19 protein-coding genes, 1 pseudogene and 1 riboswitch are annotated in these 20,241 nt (G+C 74.1%); of the genes and pseudogenes, 11 read left to right on the top strand and 9 right to left on the bottom strand.

Translation table 11 applies throughout. From position 1 onward, the window contains the following. The first annotated feature begins 250 nt into the window (after nucleotides 1–250). From AB0K51_RS17180 to AB0K51_RS17200, 5 genes and pseudogenes are all read left to right on the top strand, one after another. Complete coding sequence (locus tag AB0K51_RS17180; RefSeq protein WP_363455510.1) at nucleotides 251–1,609, top strand: CHAT domain-containing protein; 1,359 nt, start codon at nucleotides 251–253, stop codon at nucleotides 1,607–1,609. 39 nt (nucleotides 1,610–1,648) lie between these two features. Then, nucleotides 1,649–2,221: a hypothetical protein gene (locus AB0K51_RS17185; protein ID WP_363455513.1), complete on the top strand. Its 573-nt coding sequence runs from the start codon at nucleotides 1,649–1,651 to the stop codon at nucleotides 2,219–2,221. Nucleotides 2,222–2,314: 93 nt separating this feature from the next. After that, complete coding sequence (locus AB0K51_RS17190) at nucleotides 2,315–3,178, top strand: universal stress protein (RefSeq protein ID WP_363455516.1); 864 nt, start codon at nucleotides 2,315–2,317, stop codon at nucleotides 3,176–3,178. 61 nt (nucleotides 3,179–3,239) lie between these two features. Next, nucleotides 3,240–3,560: pseudogene (locus AB0K51_RS17195) on the top strand (Pr6Pr family membrane protein); the annotation flags it as partial. 84 nt (nucleotides 3,561–3,644) lie between these two features. Continuing rightward, nucleotides 3,645–4,841, top strand: coding sequence for an alpha/beta hydrolase-fold protein (locus AB0K51_RS17200; protein WP_363455519.1), 1,197 nt, complete (start codon nucleotides 3,645–3,647; stop codon nucleotides 4,839–4,841). 48 nt (nucleotides 4,842–4,889) lie between these two features. Here AB0K51_RS17200 and AB0K51_RS17205 read toward each other — a convergent pair whose 3' ends face one another. Next, the gene (locus AB0K51_RS17205) at nucleotides 4,890–5,813 is read right to left on the bottom strand and encodes a hypothetical protein (RefSeq protein ID WP_363455521.1); all 924 of its coding nucleotides are present in this window, start codon (nucleotides 5,811–5,813) and stop codon (nucleotides 4,890–4,892) included. Between the two features lie 99 nt (nucleotides 5,814–5,912). Then, nucleotides 5,913–6,323 (bottom strand): hypothetical protein, encoded by a 411-nt coding sequence (locus AB0K51_RS17210; protein WP_363455524.1) that lies wholly within the window; start codon nucleotides 6,321–6,323, stop codon nucleotides 5,913–5,915. A gap of 243 nt (nucleotides 6,324–6,566) precedes the next feature. On the opposite strand from AB0K51_RS17210, the gene AB0K51_RS17215 reads away from it, so the two are divergent. After that, nucleotides 6,567–7,553: a helix-turn-helix domain-containing protein gene (locus AB0K51_RS17215; RefSeq protein ID WP_363455526.1), complete on the top strand. Its 987-nt coding sequence runs from the start codon at nucleotides 6,567–6,569 to the stop codon at nucleotides 7,551–7,553. A 13-nt stretch (nucleotides 7,554–7,566) separates the two neighbouring features. Here AB0K51_RS17215 and AB0K51_RS17220 read toward each other — a convergent pair whose 3' ends face one another. From AB0K51_RS17220 to AB0K51_RS17230, 3 genes are all read right to left on the bottom strand, one after another. After that, complete coding sequence (locus AB0K51_RS17220; RefSeq protein ID WP_363455528.1) at nucleotides 7,567–7,893, bottom strand: hypothetical protein; 327 nt, start codon at nucleotides 7,891–7,893, stop codon at nucleotides 7,567–7,569. Between the two features lie 146 nt (nucleotides 7,894–8,039). Beyond that, nucleotides 8,040–9,068: an alpha/beta hydrolase gene (locus AB0K51_RS17225; protein ID WP_363455531.1), complete on the bottom strand. Its 1,029-nt coding sequence runs from the start codon at nucleotides 9,066–9,068 to the stop codon at nucleotides 8,040–8,042. Between the two features lie 11 nt (nucleotides 9,069–9,079). After that, nucleotides 9,080–10,360 carry a lipase gene (locus AB0K51_RS17230; RefSeq protein WP_363455534.1) on the bottom strand — a complete coding sequence of 427 codons (1,281 nt, stop codon included), beginning with the start codon at nucleotides 10,358–10,360 and terminating at the stop codon, nucleotides 9,080–9,082. Between the two features lie 310 nt (nucleotides 10,361–10,670). Continuing rightward, a riboswitch (cyclic di-AMP (ydaO/yuaA leader) is annotated at nucleotides 10,671–10,803 on the top strand. A 5-nt stretch (nucleotides 10,804–10,808) separates the two neighbouring features. Here AB0K51_RS17230 and AB0K51_RS17235 point away from each other — a divergent pair. Then, the gene (locus AB0K51_RS17235) at nucleotides 10,809–12,068 is read left to right on the top strand and encodes a glycoside hydrolase family 16 protein (protein ID WP_363455536.1); all 1,260 of its coding nucleotides are present in this window, start codon (nucleotides 10,809–10,811) and stop codon (nucleotides 12,066–12,068) included. A 7-nt stretch (nucleotides 12,069–12,075) separates the two neighbouring features. On the opposite strand, the gene AB0K51_RS17240 is transcribed toward AB0K51_RS17235, so the two are convergent. Further along, nucleotides 12,076–12,522 (bottom strand): hypothetical protein, encoded by a 447-nt coding sequence (locus AB0K51_RS17240; RefSeq protein ID WP_363455539.1) that lies wholly within the window; start codon nucleotides 12,520–12,522, stop codon nucleotides 12,076–12,078. A gap of 60 nt (nucleotides 12,523–12,582) precedes the next feature. Continuing rightward, nucleotides 12,583–13,353 carry an IclR family transcriptional regulator gene (locus tag AB0K51_RS17245; RefSeq protein ID WP_363455541.1) on the bottom strand — a complete coding sequence of 257 codons (771 nt, stop codon included), beginning with the start codon at nucleotides 13,351–13,353 and terminating at the stop codon, nucleotides 12,583–12,585. A 127-nt stretch (nucleotides 13,354–13,480) separates the two neighbouring features. Between AB0K51_RS17245 and aceB the strand changes: the two genes are divergently transcribed. The 3 genes from aceB (at nucleotide 13,481) to AB0K51_RS17260 (ending at nucleotide 17,476) form a co-directional block, all read left to right on the top strand. Further along, on the top strand, nucleotides 13,481–15,124 hold the full coding sequence (gene aceB, locus AB0K51_RS17250; RefSeq protein WP_363455544.1) for a malate synthase A: 1,644 nt from the start codon (nucleotides 13,481–13,483) through the stop codon (nucleotides 15,122–15,124). A 92-nt stretch (nucleotides 15,125–15,216) separates the two neighbouring features. Continuing rightward, nucleotides 15,217–15,603 (top strand): gamma-glutamylcyclotransferase, encoded by a 387-nt coding sequence (locus AB0K51_RS17255; protein WP_363455547.1) that lies wholly within the window; start codon nucleotides 15,217–15,219, stop codon nucleotides 15,601–15,603. 295 nt (nucleotides 15,604–15,898) lie between these two features. Then, nucleotides 15,899–17,476: a TROVE domain-containing protein gene (locus tag AB0K51_RS17260; RefSeq protein ID WP_363455549.1), complete on the top strand. Its 1,578-nt coding sequence runs from the start codon at nucleotides 15,899–15,901 to the stop codon at nucleotides 17,474–17,476. Between the two features lie 75 nt (nucleotides 17,477–17,551). Here AB0K51_RS17260 and AB0K51_RS17265 read toward each other — a convergent pair whose 3' ends face one another. Next, the gene (locus tag AB0K51_RS17265; protein WP_363455552.1) at nucleotides 17,552–18,550 is read right to left on the bottom strand and encodes an ArsR family transcriptional regulator; all 999 of its coding nucleotides are present in this window, start codon (nucleotides 18,548–18,550) and stop codon (nucleotides 17,552–17,554) included. A 56-nt stretch (nucleotides 18,551–18,606) separates the two neighbouring features. Between AB0K51_RS17265 and AB0K51_RS17270 the strand changes: the two genes are divergently transcribed. Continuing rightward, nucleotides 18,607–19,827, top strand: coding sequence for an MFS transporter (locus AB0K51_RS17270; protein WP_363455554.1), 1,221 nt, complete (start codon nucleotides 18,607–18,609; stop codon nucleotides 19,825–19,827). 7 nt (nucleotides 19,828–19,834) lie between these two features. Here the strand turns inward: AB0K51_RS17270 and AB0K51_RS17275 are convergent, their stop codons facing one another. After that, entirely contained in the window at nucleotides 19,835–20,113 is a 279-nt protein-coding gene (locus AB0K51_RS17275) for a hypothetical protein (protein ID WP_363455556.1), read from the bottom strand. Between the last annotated feature and the right edge of the window lie 128 nt (nucleotides 20,114–20,241).

Raw genomic sequence — 20,241 nt, forward strand, 5'->3', positions numbered from 1 at the left:
GGCGGAGGCGGGGGGTGATCTGACGGGTCGTCGGCGGGCCGAGGGGGAGGGCGGTCTGCCGGAGGCGGGTGGCGGGCTGGCGGGGCGTCGGGGTGCGTTGCGTGGGGCGGTGGAGGCGTTGGAGCTTGGGCGGGGGCTGGTGTTGCACGCGTCTACGGCGACCACTGATGTGCCCGACCAGTTGCTTGCGGCCGGGCATCCGGATCTCGCTGCCGCGTGGCAGGCCGGCCCGCCGTCGGGGGCTGTCGGGGTGGCCACGGGGCTGGCCTCGCTGGAGCCCGGGAACCTGCTCGCCGCGTTGCCGGACGGCGCCGTCGTGCCGATGCCGGACGACCTGCGGCGTCGTGCGCTGACCGCGCTGGCCGGGGCGCCCGCCGGGCCGGGGGCGGCGACGCCGCCGCCGGTCGAGGAGATCGCGGTCGCGCTGCGGGCCGCCGGGGCGCACGCGCTGGTGTACCTGCTGCCGCCCGGTGCCGGTCGCACCGGGGAGGCGGTGCTGGTGACCGCCGACGGCCGGGTCGAGCTGCAGCCGCTGACGCTGGTCCGGGCGGGGGCGCTCACCGCGCTCGGCGCGTACCGCGACGCCCACCGGGCCCGGCAGGCCACCCTCACGCTGCCCGGCCGGCACCCGGAGCGCCGCGCCGCCCGCCACCGCTGGCGTGCGGCCCTCGCCGAACTCTGCGACTGGGCGGGCATCGCGGTCCTGCGGCCGCTGCTTCGCCACCCCGCGCTGCGCACGGACGGGCCGCCGCCCCGGCTGGTGCTGGTCCCGTTCGGCGAGTTCGGGCGGGTGCCCTGGCACGCCGGGCTGCTGAGCAGCGGACTGCGCGACGGCAGCCGTCCGGTGCGGGCCGCGGAGCGGGCGGTGCTCTCGTACGCCGCCTCGGCCCGGCAGTTCTGCCAGACCGCCGCCCGGGAGCGCCTGCCGCTCGACCTGCGCCCGGTGATCGTCGGCGACCCGGCCCGCAACCTGCCCGGCGCCGAGATCGAGGCCGAGTACCTGTACGCCGACCACTACCCGCACGGCACCCTGCTCGGCTACGTGCTGGGCGCGGAGGGTCCCGGCACGCCCGCCGAGGTGCTGGCCGCGCTGCCCGCCCGGGGCCGGCCCGGCGCCTCCGTGCTGCACCTCGCCTGCCACGCCCGCCCGCTCGGCCGTTCCCCGCTCGAGGCGCACCTCGAACTCGCCCCCGCCGGCGGGCCGGACAGCGGTCGCCTCCCGGTCGCCGACATCCTCCGCCAGGCGCAGGGCCGCCCGCCCTCCGCGCCGGGCGGCCTGGTCGTCCTCGACGCCTGCGTCAGCGACCACAGCGACGACGACCTGGACGAGGCGCTCACCCTCTCCACCGCCTTCCTCGCCGCCGGCGCCACCGGCGTCATCGGCTCCCGCTGGGAGGTCCAGGACGACCAGGTCGGCCTGCTGATGTACGTCCTGCACGGCCGCCTGCGCCGGGGCGAGCCGCCCGCCGAAGCCCTCCGCGCCACCCAGCTCTGGGCCCTCGACCCCGACCGCCGCCTCCCCGACGGCACCCCCGACGAACTCGCCGACGCCGCGGACGGCCTGGACGCCCTCGAAGCCTGGGCCGCGTTCGGCTACCAGGGCAGCTGACCCGCCCCCGCTCTCCCACAAGTCCCGAAAGGACGTCAGATGGACGCCACCGGCCTCGCCGCCGTGATCGCCGCCGTGGTCGGCGTGCTCGGCACCCTCGCCTCCGCCGTGCTGACCCAGCGCCGCGGCGACGCCGCCCGCCGCGAGGAGCGCGAACTCACCGAGCGGATCCGCCGGGCGGACCGCGACGAGCTGCGGCGCAGCACCGACCGCACCGACCTGCGGGCCTGCTACGTCGCCCTCAACACCGCCGCCCGCCAGTACCTCACCGCGCTCAACGACCACGCCCACGCGCTGCGCCGCCAGCAGCCGAGCACCGCCGCCGAGCTCGCCGCGGTGGAGGCCGCCCGCGCCGAGTACCGGCAGCGCTACGCCGAGGCGCAGATGACCGTCCCGGACGCCGTCCTCGCCGAGGCCTCCCGCGCCAACCACCGGCTCGGCGTGCTGTACGGCACCCTGGTACGGATCGCGCACGGCACCGCCCGGCCCGGCGACGACCTGACGGCCTACCCCGCCGCCGTCGACGCCGCCTGGGACGGCCTCGCCGTGCTGCGCCACACCATGCGCACCGACCTCGGCATCACCGACTCCGCCGTCCCGGTCGACGACTGAGCTCCGCCCGGCGGCGACCGGACGGCCACGATTGTGCGGGCCGCACGGGGCGACGCATGCTGGAAGGACCAACCCGTCTCCGAGGAGCACGCCATGGAGCACCGGGCAGTCAAAGGCGTGGTCGCGGGCATCGACGGCTCCGCGCCCGCCGCCGCGGCGGCCGAGTGGGCCGCCCGCGAGGCCGAGCGGCGCAGCGGCGCCCTGCACCTGGTGCACGCCGTCAACACCGGCACCGTCACCCTCTCGCCGCGCACCGGAACCACCGTCACCGACCTGATCCTGCGGGAGGCGGCGCAGCTGCTCGACACCGAGCAGACCGCACTCGAGGCCGCCCACCCCACGCTGCGGATCACCGGTGACGTGGTGCCCAGGGACGCCGCCGAAGCGGTGCTCACCGCCGCCGAGCACGCCGAACTCGCGGTGGTCGGCACCCGCGGCCACGGCGGCTTCACCTCGCTGCTGCTCGGCTCGGTCAGCCTGCGGGTCGCCGCGCACGCCGCCTGCCCGGTGGTGGTGGTCCGTGGCACCGGCCACCCGGAGGGGCCGGTGCTGGTCGCGGTCCGCGACGAACGCGACGCCGCGGCGCTGCGCTTCGGCTGCGAGCTCGCCGCCCGCCGCGGCCTGCCGGTGCGCGCCCTGCACACCTGGTCCCCGGTGGTCGCCGACGTCGGCCGGATGGCGCCGATGGTCGACGAACTCGGCGAGGAGGCCAGGCTCCACGAGCAGCTGCTGCGCCGTACCTGCGACCCGGTCCGCGAGGACTACCCCGAGGTCGTCGTCGACAGCCACCAGCTGACCGGCGGCACCGCCGCCACCGTGGTCGAGGAGTCCCGCACCGCCTCCCTGGTGGTGCTCTCGCGGCACGACCCGGCCCCGCGCTTCGGCCTGCGCATGGGCACCGCCGTCCACGCCGTGCTGCACCACGCCCACTGCCCGGTCGCGGTGGTCCCGGTCTGACGGTGGGTCAGCAGCCCGCCAGGAACAGCAGGTTGACGGTCAGTCGGCGGCGTGGGTCAACGCGGTCCTGCACTACGTGATGCCGTCGGCGATGCTCGCCGACTGGCTGGTCGACCCGCCGCGCACCCCCCTGCCGCGTAGCGCCCCCGCGTACTGGCTGGTCTTCCCGCTGGTCTACCTGGCCTACGGCCTGGCCCGCGGCGCCGCCGTCGACTGGTACCCGTACCCGTTCATGGACCCCAGGCTGACGGGAGGTTACGGGCGGATCGCCGGGGCGTGCACGGTGGTCGCCGCGGTCTTCGTCGGGCTGGCCTGGCTGCTGTGGAAGGTGGGCAACCACCTCTCCGGGCGCAGGGCAGCCGACCGCGGCGTGCATACTTGAGCGCACGTTTTCGGCCGCGCCGAGCCGTCGGCCGGCTCGCCACCCGCGGGCCGCTGAGGGAAGACACACGGGGACCACGGGGCCATGGGGCTGACCAGTACGACGCTGCTGCTGTTCACGATCGAGATCGCACTGGTCGTGCTGGGCGCGACCGTCTGGTGGTGGCCCGCGGTCGCCAAGGCGCACTGGCGGGCGGTGCTCGGCCGGATCGGCATGCTGCTCGGCAGCCAGCTCGCGCTGCTCGCCGTGATCGGCCTGGTCGTCAACAACTACTTCACCTTCTACAGCAGTTGGAACGACCTGCTGGGCACCGGCGGCGACGCCGCGGTCTCGGTCCGGGGCGCCGCGCCCGCCGCCGCGCCGCTGCCCCCGGTCGGCGCGAGCGCCGCCCCCTCGCCGAGCGCGAGCCCGGAGCCCAGCAACGTGCCGGTGCTGCCGGCCCAGGAACTCGGCAAGGAGCCCGTCGACACCGGCGGCCGCGGCGGCCGCGACCCGCGGACCGTCGGCGAGATCCGCAGCGTCCGGATCCCCGGCGCCCGCACCGGGCTCAGCACCGACGGCTACGTCTACCTGCCGCCGCAGTACTTCCAGCCCGGCAACGAGCAGCGCAGGTTCCCCGCGCTGATCGCGATGACCGGCTTCCCCGGCGACGCCAAGAACCTGATCACCCGGCTCAACTACCCCGGCGTCGCGCTGCAGGAGATCCAGGCCGGCCGGATGCAGCCCACCGTCATCGTGCTGATGCGGCCCTCGCCCGCGATGCCCGCCGACCCCGAGTGCGAGGACGTCCCCGACGGCCCGCAGTCCGACACCTACTTCACCAGGGACGTCCCGCGCGCCGTCGCCGCCACCTACCGGGTCGGCACCGGGCCCGGCGCGTGGGGCCTGATAGGCAACTCCACCGGCGGCTACTGCGCCGCCAAGCTCGCCATGCGCCACCCCGACGTGTTCGCCGGCGGCGTCTCCATGTCCGGCTACCTGCGCGCCGCCGAGGACGTCACCACCGGCGACCTGTTCAAGGGCAGCCAGCAGCGCCGCAACGAGGCCGACCTGCTGTGGCGCCTGCAGAACCTGCCGATGCCGCCCACCGCGATCATGCTCAGCGGCGCCGAGAAGGGCGACGGCGACTTCCGCAAGGACGCCGACGCCTTCACCGCCGCCGCCAAGCCCCCGCTCACCACCGGCACCGCCTCCGTCCCCGAGGGCGGCCACAACTTCACCACCTGGATCCGCCTGCTCCCCGCGGCCTTCCAGTTCCTGTCGCCGCACCTGAAGGCCTGACGGCCGGTCAGCTCCGGGCGCGGGCCCGGCCGGCGGGTCTGGACGGGATCACGGTGAGGTGGGGCTGACCCCGGCGACCGACGTGACGGTGCGGACGGTGGCCTGGACGCCGGCCCTGACGGTGGCGAGTTCGGTGGTGTGCTGGTCGATCGCGGCCTGCTGGAGGCGCTGCTCGGCGTGCAGCCAGGTCGGCACCAGGCCGGTGCGGCGCTTGCAGGCCAGGTCGGCGCGGGCGGTGGCGAGTTCGTCGGCGGTGGGCTCCGGCGTGTTCCACCGCTTGTCGCCCGCGGCGGCCATCGGGTCGGGATAGTTCCGGCCGCCCTCGGCCATGCAGGCCGACCAGGCGGTGAAGCCGGCCCGGACCTGCGGGTCGGTGAGCGACTGGTCGAAGCTCTCGGCGTCGATCCGGTCGGGCAGCTCCGGCGGGCCGTAGTAGCCGCCGCCGTCGGTGAGTTGCCGCTTGGCGTCGCCCTCGCAGCCGCCCGCGGGGACGTCGGCGCCGCCGAAGCTGCGCACCGAGCCCTCGGCGACGTGCTGCTCGTCGGCGGAGCGGGTCGGCTTGCCGCCGGCCTTGGCCTGGGCGGCCCAGGCGGGCGGGGCGGTGGTGGCCCGGCCGCTGATGTAGTAGCCCTTGTAGTGGTAGCCGCTGGCGGCGTACCCGTCCGCGTCGGCGCCGTACCGGCCGACCATCGGGTCGAAGTCGCGGACGTCGTCCGAGGGCCCGGCCAGGCCGGTGAAGCCGTGCGCGGCCATGCAGCGGTTGTAGAGCACCACGTAGGCCACCCCCTCGATCTTCAGCTGGCCGGGGGTGAACTCGTACGCCGTGATCGGCAGGGTCTCCCCGGCGGCCAGGGTCCCGGTGGCGGGGCCGACCGACGGCGCCCGGTCGGCCGGGACCGGCCCGGGGGCGGGTGCGCACGCCGCCAGCACGCACGCGGCGGCCAGCGACAGGAAGACGGTCGGCTTCCTCACGGTTCGTCACATCCCTTCCAAGACGGGGTGGGCCGGTCCGGCCGGGCCGCCTGCGGGGCGACCCGGCCGGACCGTTCGACTGCCGGTACCGCGCAGCCGTCAGCTCCAGACGATGGACTCCTGGAGGTTCTTGCTGTTGCCACCCAGGTTGTTGGAGGTGTTCGCACCCACCCAGGTGTTGTGGCCGCTCGCGCCGTAGATCCACGCACCGTGCACGGTGTTGTGGTTGTAGTCGGAGCCGCCGTTGTGCCAGACGCCCTGGTACTGGCCGTTGCCGGCGGTGATGAAGGTGAAGGCGCCCAGGTTCGGGACGTCGGCACCCCAGAAGCCGATGTTCGAGCCGCCGTAGTTGGAGTTGTAGTAGAGGCACAGGTCGCCGGCGACGCTCTGGCTGGTGTCGCAGGCCTCGGCGATGCCCGAGCCCCACGAGGTGGCGCTGGCCGGGGCGGCCAGTGCGAAGGCGGAGCCGAGGAGTCCGGCGGTGGCGGCGAGGACGGCCGCCTTCTTCATGACGCGCATGGTGTGTGCTCGCTTTCCAGGTTGAGTGGCACCGGCTCGTACGGCCGGCCCACGAAACGAAGGAGCGTACGAACTGCCTTGCAAACGGAACGGGTTGAGCGTCTTTCCGACCGGGCCCGCGGTGCTCGGTACAGAGACAGCAAAGTCCCCGGAGGTCTGGACCGGCCAGTGATTCGATGACGTTCGAATGCCGTAGGCGCCGAACCGTTCCCCCCACCCGGAAGAGGCAATCGCGTGCTCCGGATCGACCTGGACCTCAGAGCCCTGGCGAACACCAGATTCGCCATCTCACCCCTGCACACCACCGCCGACAGCCTCTGGCTGATCCACCGGACCGCCCGGCCGTCCCCGCGGGGCTGGGGGCCGCTGGTGCGCCAGTCGATCCGCGAACGCGGGCTGACCGTGCTCCACTCGCTGTACACGGGGGCCTGGCGCTACATCCCGGACTTCCTACAGCCCGTGCCGCACAGCCACGACGAGGTGGTGGAACGGGAGTTGCACGAGGTGGCGACCGCCGACCCGAGCCGGATCGCCGCCGAGCTGAGCCTGATGCTCACCGGCAGCACCCGCCTGAAACTGGCCGGCGGCACCCCCCAGCGGCCGCTGCTCAACGCCATCGAACGGGGCGAACAGGCCTTCGCCGAGCGGGTCGCGGCCGAACTCCACCAGCTGTGGGAGACCGCCGTCGCCCCGCGCTGGCCGGCGCTGCGCTCGCGGCTGGAGAACGACATCGCGCACCGCGCCCACACGATCAGCCGGTACGGCCTGGGGAGCGCGCTCGGGTCGCTCGACCCGCGGATCGCCTGGAACGGCGACCACCTGCTGGTCACCGTCGACTTCTGCTCCGAGATCCGGGTCGTGGAGTCACTGGTGCTGATGCCGGCGGTGTTCGGGTCCTGGGTGCACGCGCTGCTCGACCCGTTTCCCGACCGCACCGACCGGCGCGCGCCGATCCTGGACTACCCGGCGCTGCCGCTGCTCGGCGTCGGCGGGCCGCCCGCGTCCCCGGCGGGCGAGCTGATCGGCGACACCCGGGCCCGGCTGCTCGCCGACCTGGTCGCCCCGCGGACCACCGCCGAGCTGGCGGAGCGTCACCGGCTCGCGGCCAGCACGGTCTCGTACCACCTGGGCGTCCTGCTCCGCTCGGGCCTGCTGGTCAGGACGCGGCAGGAGCACCGGGTGCTCTACCGGCAGTCGCCCCGGGCCCGCGAGGTGGTCTGAGCCGGGCACGGCGTCAGGCCGGGGTGAGGGTGCCGGTGTGCAGTTCGCCGACCCGGCCGGTCTCGCCCTCCCAGGTCCAGAAGACCTTCACGGTGAGGGCGCCCAGGTCCATGACGTGGCTGACCGTGATGCCGCTGCGCTCGGTCCAGGAGACGAACCAGATGCCCGGGGCGACGGCGGCGACGTGCAGCGGGACGTCCTCGTACTGGCCGGCCGACTCGCCCAGGCCCTCCCAGCGCAGCCGACTGCCGTCCGCGGAGTAGGAGTTGCGGAAGGAGGCGCCGTTGTCGACCTCGAAGAGGTAGGTGCGGCCGGCGAAACCGGGCAGGGGGGCGGTCATGGCGGGGCGGTCCTTTGGCGGCAGACGGTCGACGGGCGCGGCCGGGGTGGCCGCGCCCGTCAAACCTAGCGGACGGCGGGGCCGGCCGCGCTCCTACGCGACCTGACCCGTCGTCACCCTCCGAGCCGGTCGGACCGCGCGCCCGGTCAGGCCCCGCCCAGGGTCTCCACCAGCGCCGCCAGGAACTCCTTCGGGCGCTCCAGGTGCACGCTGTGCCCGGCGCCCTCGACCACCACCTCGCGCACGGTCCCGCCCGCGGCGGCGTACCGGTCCAGTGCGGCGCGGGTCTGCGCCACCATCGGCTGGGCCGGGCAGACGTCCGCGCCGGGCCAGCCCGGGACGACGCCGAGGGCGCCCAGGTGGGCCAGGTCGAAGAGCGAGGTGTCGGAGACGATGACGTCCGCCGAGCCGCGGACCCACAGGACCGGCGGCTTCGGCTCGACCAGCTCCAGGTCGTCGATCCGGAAGTGGGTCGGCGCCATCGAGTTGAGCACGCCTCGCCCGCCGGGCGCGAAGCCCGGCCAGGCGTCGCTCGGACGGATGTCGCCCGGGTAGTGGTCGTCGCCGACCCGGGTGGTCAGCATCGCGGCCACGTAGCGGTCCGGCTCGGCCAACGGCTCGCTGACGTAGGCGGAGTCCAGCACCGAGCGCGGTGCGAAGGGCGACTCGGCGCCCGACTCGCCCGCGCGCAGCAGCCGGACGAACTCGGTGGCCGCGCCGCCCGCGCCGGAGCCCGCGCCGTCGGGCGAGTTGAGCCGCCCGTCCACCCCGTGCGTGCCGCCGAAGCCGTACGGGGAGACCGGGTTGACCAGGGTGACCGAGCGGACCAGCGCCGGGTGGTCGCGCAGCAGTTGCAGCACCACGCCGCCGCCCATGCTCCAGCCGACCAGGTGCACCGGGCCGAGCTCCAGCGCCCGGACGAAGGACAGCAGGTCCTCGCTGTGGTCGCGCAGGCCCTGGGTGGCGTCCACCGGCAGCGGTTCGGTGCCGCCGAAGCCGCGCAGGTCCGGTGCCAGCGGGCGGTAGCGGGCGGGGAGTTCGGCCATGGTGGGGTGCCAGAAGGCGCTGGAGGAGACGTTGCCGTGCACCAGCACCACCGGTTCCCCGGTGCGGCCCTCGATCTCGGCGTGGCTGACGGTCAGCCGGTCGGTCGTGATCAGTCGTTCGGTGATCATGTGACGGGTCCTCAGTTCAGCCAGCTGCGGACCTGTGCGCTCGCCGCGCTGTCCCAGCCGAGTTCCAGGTGGTTGGCGAGGGTGATCAGCGCGGTGCCCCCGACGGTGCCGAAGCCGGTGGTGTCGAGCGCGCTGGAGACGAAGACCACGCCGTCGCTCGGGCCGCGGTTCTCGTTGAAGATGCCGACGATGCTGGGCGTGCCGCCGGCCAGCAGGTAGGACGTCACCGTGGCGGGCACCCCGGCCTGGCGCAGCGGCGTGACCAGCGAGCCCGCGTTGATCGCGGCCTGGATGCCGCCGCCGTCGGTGTAGAAGCCCTGCCCGCCGTAGTAGGTCGTGTACCAGTCCTGCTGGGTCTGGTCGACGCCGAAGACCGAGTCCCAGCGGGCCAGCATCTGCCGCTGCCCGGGGTAGTCGTCGTAGCCGCCGCTCGGGGTGAAGGAGAACTCCGGGTGCGCGGTGTAGGTGCCGTAGCAGGTCATGTGCAGGTGCGGGGAGGGGGCGTTGACCGCGCCGCCGCACTGCGGCCAGATCGAGAAGTCGTGCGCCCACCCGTGCGCGAAGGGGTAGTCGTAGCCGCCGTTCGGCCCGCCGAGGGTGATCAGCTTGCGCACGTCGCCCGCGTACGGGCGGCCCCAGGACGGCTTGACCGAGGACACGTAGGCCCGGGTGGACATCTCGCCCTTGCTCCAGCCCACCAGGTCCACCTGGGGGACGCCGAGCTTGGCGCGGATCAGCGCGACGGCGTCCCCGACCTCCTGAGCCTGCATCAGGTTGTCGCCCTGCTTGTGCGCGAAGCCGATCGCGAAGACCCGGTACCCCTGCCCGGCCAGGTACTGCATCAGGCCGGTGCTCGGGCAGGAGGCGGCGCCGCAGCCGTAGCCGCCGGACTCGCCGGGGTTGGCCCAGGCCCGGTCCGGGTTGTCGTTGGCGCCGTGCACCAGCAGCACGGGGACCTGGTGCGCGCCGGTGTTCCAGCCCGGCGCCGAGTAGAGCAGGAAGCGACCGGAGTAGGGCTGCTTGACGCCGCCGAAGAAGGTGAGGCGCTGCCCGTCCTGGTCGCCGCGGCCGTCCGGCGGGTACTGCTCCTGGTGGAAGCCGGAGGTGGTGTCGAGGTACCGCTCGACGTGGTCCCAGCCGTTGGCGACGCTGCCGTAGTTCGCCTCCAGGGTCAGGTTGGACGGCACCGCCGCCGAAGCCGTCCCCGTCGGGACGACCGCACCCGCCAGCGCGAGCACGCCCGCGAGCAGGAAGCCCAAGCCGCCGCGCCTCCCGCGTCCGTTTCTCCACATACCGCGTTCACTCCTTCACGCTGAGTCCCGTACGCGCACGCTACGGAGGCGGGAGTGCCGTCGGAATGGGTGCGGCGCATACCCCGGGCCGCCCGGTGTGGCTGTCGGCCCCATGGCCGAGGGGCGGTCCGCGGGTGATCACCCGGCGCGGCGGGTGTGAACCATGTCTCAGCGGACCGGTATTGGAGATATAAGGACAATCTGCCTAGCCTGCTCGGGACGCCCACCGGGCTCACCCGCCGCCGGGACGCCGAGTCCTGCCCGCCCGTCGGCGACACCCAGAGCACAGCACGGGCAGGAGCGGGGGAACCACGGCAGTACGCCGTGCCCTCCGCCCTGCCCAGGGGCGCGCGGGCCCGGCTCGGGGTGAAGCCGCCACGCGCGGCCGGGCTGCCTCAGCGCCCGAACCCGACAGCTCACCTCGCAGGCGTCGCGGAGGACCACCCCCATGCGACCTGTCGCCACCCCCGCCCGCCTCGGCGTCCTCGCCGGGTCGGTCGCGCTGCTCGGCGTGCCCCTGGCCACCGGCAGCGCCAACGCCGCCACCACCGTCGTCCAGGACCGGCTCACCCCGACCGCGATGACCGCCGGCGCCGCCACCACCGCCTCGCTCACCCTGCACTCGGACTCCTGCTTCACCGCGAAGACCGTCGGCGTCGGCGTGCGTGACGCGGCCGGGCGCAACCTGGACTTCCCCGGCAACGCGGGCAACGTCCGGATCTGCCCGAGCGGCGTCACCTTCACCAGCGCGGCCCGCACCCTGCCGGCCGGCAGCTACACCCAGTTCGGCTTCTGGCAGGACACCGCGGGCAGCTGGCACAACCTGCCCGCGCGCACCCTGACGGTCGCGGCCGCCGGCACGACGCCGACCCCGGCGCCGAAGCCCACCCCGACCCCCACGCCGACCCCAACCCCGAAGCCGACGCCCACCCCGACCCCGACCCCGACCCCGAAGCCGACGCCCACGCCGACTCCCACCCCCACGCCGACCCCGACGCCCGCGCCGTCGACCGGTGCGCCGGTGCCCGGGAAGTCGCTGGCCTGGTCCGAGGAGTTCGACGGCCCGATCGGCTACGGCTCCAAGTGGACCGGCGACCGCAGCAGCTCGTACAAGTACGGCAACCACAACCCGGACGACAACAAGCTGGACTGGCTGAGCCCGAACGCGGTCACCGTCTCCGGCGGCGTCGCCACCTTCACCGCCACCCCCTCCAGCCACACCCTGGAGAACGGCAAGCGGGCCTGGGACACCGGACTGCTCACCACCGAGTACTCGCAGCAGGGCTTCCAGGTGAAGACCGGCGACTACGCCGAGACCCGGGTCAAGCTGCCGGCCGGGTCGGGTGCCTGGCCGGCGCTGTGGACCTGGAAGAACGGCAACGGCGAGATCGACTCGTTCGAGTACCACCCGGACAACCCGAACCTGCTGGAGCTCACCAACCACGTGAAGTCCGGCTCGAAGTACTACACCGACGCGGCCTCGGTCGGCGCCGACAAGTGGGTGACCATCGGGACGTACTACGGCGCCAACTCGGTCGACTGGTACGTGAACGGGCAGAAGGTCTTCTCCGACGGCACGGGCGTCGGGTCGAACTGGTCGGCGTACCTGATCCTCAACCTGTCGCTGAGCGCCGGGGCCTACCACCCCGCCGCGAGCGGCAGCGCGCCGATCAGCTTCAGCTCGGACTACGTGCGCGTGTACCGCTGACGCCCCGTCACGACACGGAGAGCGTGAACGCCGTCCGGTCGTCCGCCGGATCGCGGTGGTCCGCGCTCAGCACCTGAACGTGCCCCTCGGCGCTGCTGCCGGGGGGCACGTTCGCGTCCGCGCGGACCGGGACCAGCGCGGTCGCCGTCCGGTAGCGCGGCAGACCGGCCGGGAAGGTGCAGCTCACCAGGCGGCCGGCCGGTGCCGCCGTGCACCCGGACGGGAAGAACGGCCCCTCGGCGGTGAAGCCCGCCGGCAGGTCGACCAGCACCGTGAACGGCGAGGCGGTGGTGTCCGGCCCGCCGTTGGCAACGAAGGCGTGCACCGCGGTGGTCCCGCCCGGCGCCACGGGATCCGGGTCCAGCCGGACCACCCGCAGGTCGGAGGCGGACGGCGCGACGGCGGGGGCGAACGCCAGCAGGGGCGCGGCGAGGAGGGGGACCAGACGGTGCACGTGCGCTCCTGTGACGAGTGTGCGGAGGTACACTCAGCGTAAGGCGGCCCTGACGGTCCGTCAGAGCACCTCGCCGAGGCGGGCGGCGATCGTCTGCATCAGCGGGACCAGGCCGGCCGCCCCGGACTGGGACTCCAGCGCCTGGATGCGGCCCTCCGGGCCGGAGACGGAGAGCGCGGTGGGCGTGGGTGCGCCGGGCACGGCGACGGCGATGCAGCGCACGCCGATCTCCTGCTCCTGGTCGTCGACCACGTACCCGCGCTCGCGGGAGACGGCGAGCTGCTCGAGCAGCGCGGAAGGGTCGGTGACGGTGTACGAGGTGTGGGACTGCAGCGGGCCGGGGCCGAGCAGGGCGCGGGCCTCGTCCTCGGGCAGCTGCGCCAGCAGCGCCTTGCCGACGCCGGTGCAGTGGGGCTGGACGCGGCGGCCGACTTCGGTGAACATCCGCATGGAGCGCCGGGATTGGACCTGACCGACGTACACCACCTCGCCGCCCTCCAGCACCGCCAGGTTGGCGGTCTCGCCGGTGGCCTCCATCAGCTCCGCCAGGTAGGGGCGCGCCCAGCTGCCGAGCAGGCGGCCGGCCGTCTCGCCGAGGCGGATCAGCCGGGGACCGAGGGTGTAGCGGCGGGCGGTGTCCTGGCGGACGTAGCCCTGGGTGACCAGGGTGCGCACCAGGCGGTGGATGGTCGGCATCGGAAGGCCGGAGGTGGTGGAGAGTTCGCTGAGGGTGGCGATGCCGCCGGAGTCGGCGAGCGCCTCCAGGAGCAGGAAGGCGCGCTCGACGGACTGCACCGAGCCGGCGGCGCGTTCGGTGGAGGTGCTGGCCACGGACGTTCCCTTTGCTGTGGAGGAAGGAGTAGAGTCCACGCGATTCATCAACAAACCGTTGAAATTCTGTATCGCGGAAACTAGTCTCCACTGTACAGAACGGAACAGCCCAAGGAGTATCCTGCCCATGGCCGCAGATCAGGGTTCGTCCCCCCTCGCGCCGGTCGTCACCGTCGCCGGTCCCCGGGTGGCCCGCTCGGAGGAGGTGCTGACTCCCGAGGCGGTGGCCTTCGTGGTGGGTCTGCACCGGGCGTTCGAGGGTCGCCGCCGGGAACTGCTGGCCCTGCGCAGGGAGCGCCGCGCCGAGATCGCCCGCACCGGCACGCTCGACTTCCGCCCCGAGACCGCCGCGATCCGCTCCGCCGACTGGCAGGTCGCCCCCGCGCCGCGCGCGCTGAACGATCGCCGGGTGGAGATCACCGGGCCGACCGACCGCAAGATGGTGATCAACGCGCTCAACTCCGGCGCCAGGGTCTGGCTCGCCGACTTCGAGGACGCCACCGCGCCGACCTGGGAGAACGTGGTCTCCGGTCAGATCAACCTGATCGACGCCTTCGAGGGCCGGATCGACTTCACCAGCCCGCAGGGCAAGGCCTATACCCTCAAGCCCGCCGCCGAACTCGCCACCGTCGTGGTCCGCCCGCGCGGCTGGCACCTGGACGAGCGGCACCTGCTGGTCGACGGGCAGCCGGTGGCCGGCGCCTTCCTCGACTTCGGCCTGTACTTCTTCCACAACGCCGCCCGCCTGCTCGCCAAGGGCGAGCAGGACCCCAACTCCGGCCCGTACTTCTACCTGCCGAAGACCGAGAGCCACCTGGAGGCCCGGCTCTGGAACGAGGTCTTCACCCACGCCCAGGAGAAGCTCGGCATCCCGTACGGCACGATCCGCGCCACCGTGCTGATCGAGACCATCACCGCGGCCTTCGAGATGGACGAGATCCTCTACGAACTGCGCGACCACGCCGCCGGGTTGAACGCCGGCCGGTGGGACTACCTGTTCTCCATCGTGAAGAACTTCCGGGACGCCGGCGAGCACTACATCCTGCCCGACCGCAACGCCGTCACCATGGCCTCCCCGTTCATGGCGGCCTACACCCGGCTGCTCGTGCAGACCTGCCACCGGCGCGGGGCGCACGCCATCGGCGGCATGGCCGCGTTCATCCCCTCCCGCAAGGACCCGGAGGTGAACGCCGCGGCGCTGGTCAAGGTCCGCGCCGACAAGGAGCGCGAGGCGAACGGCGGCTTCGACGGCTCGTGGGTCGCCCACCCCGACCTGGTGCCGGTGGCCCGCGAGTGCTTCGACGCCGTGCTGGGCGGCCGTCCGAACCAGAAGGACAACCCCGGCTCAGACGAGGCTGTGACGGCCGCCCAGCTGCTCGACGTGGCCGGGGCGGGCGGGAGTTGCACCCTGGCCGGGCTGCACAACGCCGTCCAGGTCGGCGTGCGCTACATCGAGGCGTGGCTGCGCGGGCACGGCGCGGTCGGCATCTTCAACATGATGGAGGACGCCGCCACCGCCGAGATCTCCCGCTCGCAGATCTGGCAGTGGATCCACAACGGCGTCGTGCTCGCCGACACCGGTGAGAAGGCCACCGCCGAGCTGGTCCGCCGGCTGGTGGCCGAGGAACTGGACGCGCTGCGGGCCGAGCTCGGCGCGCAGGCCTACGCCGGTGGGCGCTGGACCGAGGCCGCCGCTCTCTTCGAACAGGTCGCGCTGGCCGAGGAGTTCACCGACTTCCTGACCCTCCCCGCGCTCGCCCTGCTCGACTGACAAGCTATCCGCCACCCGCCGCCCCGGCCCTTCGCCGGGGCGGCGAAGTCGACGCCCCGACTACTCCGTTCCGTACGCCAGGAGCCCTCCCGATGGCACGCATCTTCTTCAACGGCCAGGCGATGACCGGCGGACCGTTCCACGCCAAGGTCGCCGACCACCTGATCGGCCCGGTCCGCACCGCCCCCGGCTACCGGTTCTTCTCCATCCGCGACGAATGCCCCGGCCTGCTCGCCGACCCGGCCGTCGACACCGCGATCCAGGGCGAGCTCTACGACCTGCCGCTGGCCCACCTGCGGGACGCCGTACTCCCCGGCGAACCCCTCGAACTCGAGCTCGGCGTCATCGAGTTGGCCGACGGCAGCGCCTGCCTGTCGATGCTGCTGGCCCGCGGCGAGCTGGAACGCGGCGTCCACCGCGAGATCACCGCGCACGGCGGCTGGCGCGCCTACCTCGCCACCCTCGGCCGGGAGGCCTGACGCACCGTCGCGATATTCAGGTGCACGGCCGTCCCACCGGTGGCTAACGTCTTCCTCGTCCAGGTGCGCAGGCAGGGGTTACTTCCATCTCCTCAATGGGCAGGTCGCGGGTTCGAATCCCGCCGCCGGTACTCGTGCCGGTGTAGCTCAGTGGCCAGAGCAGCTACGTCACCTCCGCCGCCGAAGTCCTCTGGACCCCAACGTCACCGCAACCGCGCCGGGGCGTCCGGTGCCCGCACCATCGGCACACGCGGACGCCCCGGTTCGGCATGCCTCCAGGCAGGAGGAGTCCGCCATGTCCCGCTTCAACGTCCGCCGTCCCACCTCCGGCCCGACCTCGCCCGTCACCACGACCGGGCAGCGCACGGCCAACCACGCGGGCGGCGCCGGATTCCTGCGGGACCAGAAGTCCGAACTCTTCCTGCTCGCGGTCGCCAACCTGGTCGGCCAGGACACCTTCTACGAGCGCGGCGGCGCCCGCGACGACCGCTACACCGCGCTGATCCGCTCCCTGGCCGTCAGCGACCCCGAGTGGACGCTCGGCCTGCTGCGCTGGCTGCGCGACGGCGCCGCGATGCGCACCGCCTCGCTGGTCGGCGCCGCCGAGTTCACCCGCGCCCGGCTGGACGCCGGGGCCGCGGGCTACTCGCGGCAGGCCGTCGACGCGGTGCTGCGCCGCCCCGACGAGCCCGGCGAGCTGCTCGCCTACTGGACCTCCCGGTACGGCCGCGCGCTGCCCAAGCCGGTCAAGCGCGGCGTCGCCGACGCCGCCCGCCGGCTCTACCACGGCCGCGCGCTGCTCAAGTACGACACCGCCGCCAAGGGCTACCGCTTCGGCGACGTCCTGGAGCTGACGCACCCCGCGCCGCACCCCGACAAGCCCTGGCAGGGCGAGCTGTTCCGGTACGCGCTGGACCGCCGACACCGCCCCGACGAGGCCGTGCCGCCGGCCGGTGACGCGCTGCTGACCGCCCACCGCGAACTGACGGGCCTTCCGGTCGAGCGTCGCCGCGCCCTGGTCACCGGCGTGGGCGGCGCCGAGCGGCTGGCCGCCGCGGGCATGACCTGGGAGTCGCTGGCCGGCTGGCTGCACGGCCCGCTGGACGCCGCCGTCTGGGAGGCCGTCATCCCGTCGATGGGCGTGATGGCGCTGGTGCGCAACCTGCGCAACTTCGACCAGGCGGGCGTCTCGGACGCGGTGGCCGAGCGGGTCGCCCGGCGGATCTCCGACCCGGAAGAGGTGCGCCGCTCCCGGCAGTTCCCGTTCCGCTACCTGGCCGCCCACCGGCACGCGCCCTCGCTTCGCTGGGGCCACGCGCTGGAGACCGCGCTGCGCCACTCGCTGGCCAACGTCCCGGTGCTGCCCGGCCGCACGCTCGTCCTGGTCGACCGCTCAGGTTCGATGTTCGACCGGCCGAGCGCGCAGACCGAGCTCAACCGGGCCGACACGGCCGCGGTCTTCGGCACCGCCCTCGCGCTGCGGGCGGCCGACGCCGACCTGGTCGAGTTCGGCACCACCAGCCGCCGGATCACCCTGCGCCGCGGCGAGTCGGTGCTGAAGGCGGTCGACCGCTTCGGCGACCTCGGCGGCACCGAGACCGCCAAGGCCGTCCGTCAGCACTACCGCGCCCACGACCGGGTGGTGATCGTCACCGACGAGCAGGCGTACGGGAGTTGGAACGGCGGCGATCCACTGGTCGCGATCCCGGCCGAGGTCCCGGTCTACACCTGGAACCTGGCCGGGTACCGCCCCGGCCACGCACCCTCCGGCGGTGCCCGCCGGCACACCTTCGGCGGGCTGACCGACGCCGCGTTCCGGCTGATCCCGCTGCTGGAGGCCGGGCGGAACGCGCACTGGCCGTGGGAGAACTGATCAACCGTCGGAGTCACCCGAGAGGCTGGAGGTCGGGGTGGAACGTCGCTGTGCGGTGGGAGAGCTGATTGGCCGTCAGATCCCGCCGGAGGCGAGCGCGTCGCCGAGCGCGGAGCGCGCGTAGAGCACCGAGCGGCCACTGCGGGTCCTGGTCAGCAGGCCCGCGGTGGCCAGCGCCGAGAGGTGCCGGCTCACCGCGCCCGGCGTCACCCCCAGCCGGTGCGCCAGCGCGGTGGTCGAGGCCGGCTGCACCAGCAGCACCAGCAGCCCGGCCCGCGGCGCACCGATCAACTCGGCCAGCGCGTCCGGGACCCGGGGCGGCGGCCGCTCGCCCAGCAGGGCCTGACCGCGGGCCGGATAACTGATCAGCGGCGGCCCGGCGGGATCGATGACGGTGTGGGCGTTCAGACCGCACAGCGTCGGGACCAGCACCAGGCCGCGCCCCGCCACCGGCGTGTACCGGCCGCCCAGCGCGCGCACCCGCGGGTCCGGGTCGTCCAGCCGCAGCACCCCCGCCCGCCAGGACAGCAGCGAGTCCAGGTCCGCGAACAGCCCCTCCGCGCCGCGTTCCGCGAACCTCCGCCCCCGGTACGCCAGATCGGCCTCCAGGACGGTCCGGGCCCGCGGCCACCACCGCGGCAGCAGGCAGCGCTCCCAGTACGCCCGCAGCTGCGCCACGCAGCGCGCCAGCAGCGCCTCCGGATCGTCCAGCGCGGACGCCACCGACTCGGGCAGCGGTGCCCCGTCACCCCGGTACGCGGCGCGGAAGTCCCGTACCACGGTCTCCGCCGGCGTCTGTGCGACGATCGCCAACTCGCTCTCGAAGGACGGGCGTTGGCCGACCGGCCGGGGCGTCAGGAAGTCCGGCACCCAGACCCGCGGGGTCACCAGGGAATCCAGCAGCGGGACGTCCAGGGTGCGGTACGCCGCCTCCCAGGACGCGATCCAGCGCTGCTGGTGCGGGTACGTGGCGGGGGAGCGGCGCGCCCGCAGGCTGAACACCGCCTCCTGCAGGGGCGAGTAGGTGATCCAGGTGGTGGCGAGGTCGTCCACACCGAAGGCGAACTCGAACATTGACCCCCACGGTAAAAGGATTCCGGTCGGTTGGGAACCCTGGTGTCGTGACGGTCATGACCGCCACCGCAGCGCCGCCCCGGCGCCGACTCCCGCTGCCCGCCGACCCGCTGCTGCGCCGCCTGGCCGTGATGACCGCCGTCAACACCGTCGGCAACGGCCTCTACTACACCGTCAGCGCGCTCTACTTCACCCGCCAGGTCGGCCTCAGCGCCGCCGGGCTGGCGCTCGGCATGACCATCGCCGGGGTCTGCGGGATGCTCGCCGGCGTGCCGATGGGCCGCCTCGCCGACCGGGTCGGCCACCGCCGCCTGCTCTACGTCCTCGGGCCGCTGCAGGGCGCCGCGGTGCTCGGCTACGCCTTCGTGCACAGTTGGGCCGCCTTCGTTCTGCTCGCCGTTGCCGCCACCGTGCTGGAACGCGGCGCCGTGGCCGTGCGCAGCGCCCTGATCGCCCACCTGCTGCCCGCCGACGATCAGGTCCGCTCCCGGGCCCTGCTGCGCTCGGTGATGAACGCCGGGCTGGTGCTCGGCGGCGCGGGCGCGGTCTTCGCCCTGCAGGCCGACAGCTACCGCGGCTACGCCACCGTGCTGGCGCTGGACGCCGCCAGCTTCGCGGCCACCTCGCTGCTGCTGCGCGGGCTGCCGGAGACCGCGGTCGCGGCGGCGGCGGGGGAGCGGGTGCGGGGCGGGACGGCCCTGCGCGACCGGCGCTACCTGCTGGTGTCCGCCCTGCACGCCGTGCTGGAGCTGCAGTTCGCCATGCTGCAGATCGGCATCCCGCTGTGGATCGCCGCGCACACCGCCGCGCCGCGCGCCCTGGTCGCGGTGGTCGGCATCGTCAACTGCCTCGCCGTGGTGCTGTTCCAGGTCCGCGCCGGGCGCGGCGTGGTGGACGTCAGCTCGGCCGCCCGGGCCTGCGCCCACGGCGGGGTCCTGCTCGGGACGGCCTGTCTGGTGTACGCCGCGGCGGGCGGGCGCTCGGCGACCGCGGCCGTGGTGCTGGTGCTGGTCGGCATCGTCGTGCACAGCCTCGCCGAACTCCTCACCTCCGCCGGCGGCTGGACCCTCAGCCTCGACCTCGCCGACCCGGCCGCGCACGGCGAGTACCAGGGCGTGTTCATGAGCGGCCAGGCCGCCTCGCACGTCATCGGCCCGCTGGTGGTCACCGCCACCGCACTCACCCTCGGCGTCGCGGGCTGGGCGGTACTGGGCGCAGTCGTGGCCGCCGCCGGCCTGGCACTGCCCGTCGCCGCCCGCACCGCCGCCCGCACCTGACGTCCCGTCAGTCGCCGGAGTAGCCGAACAGGCCCAGGTGGGTCGGCTCGCCGTCGGTGTGCAGGACGACGAAGCGGCCCGTCCACCGCATGTCCGCCTCGTCCTGCAGCGCCCGGCCGGCGATCGCCCGGGTGTACTGCTCCACGGTCGGACGGCCGGTGCCGAAGTGGTGGACGAGCCGGTCGAGCGGGAGCGGGCGGACGGTGTGGTAGTCGTCCGTCCACAGCTCCTCGACGGAGTCGCACTCCCCGTCCCAGCCGTGAGCCGTGAACACCTTCTGCTGCAATGCCCGCAGGGTCTGCCGCGGGGTGCCGAGGTGCGGGGCCGGATCACGCGAGGTGGCCCCGGACCCTCGCCGTGGGTCCGGGGCCGGGGGCCGGGAGCCGTCGTCGTCCCTGGCGGCGGCTCCCGGGG

The organism is Kitasatospora sp. NPDC049285 (genome assembly GCF_040678815.1).
Lineage (GTDB): Bacteria > Actinomycetota > Actinomycetes > Streptomycetales > Streptomycetaceae > Kitasatospora.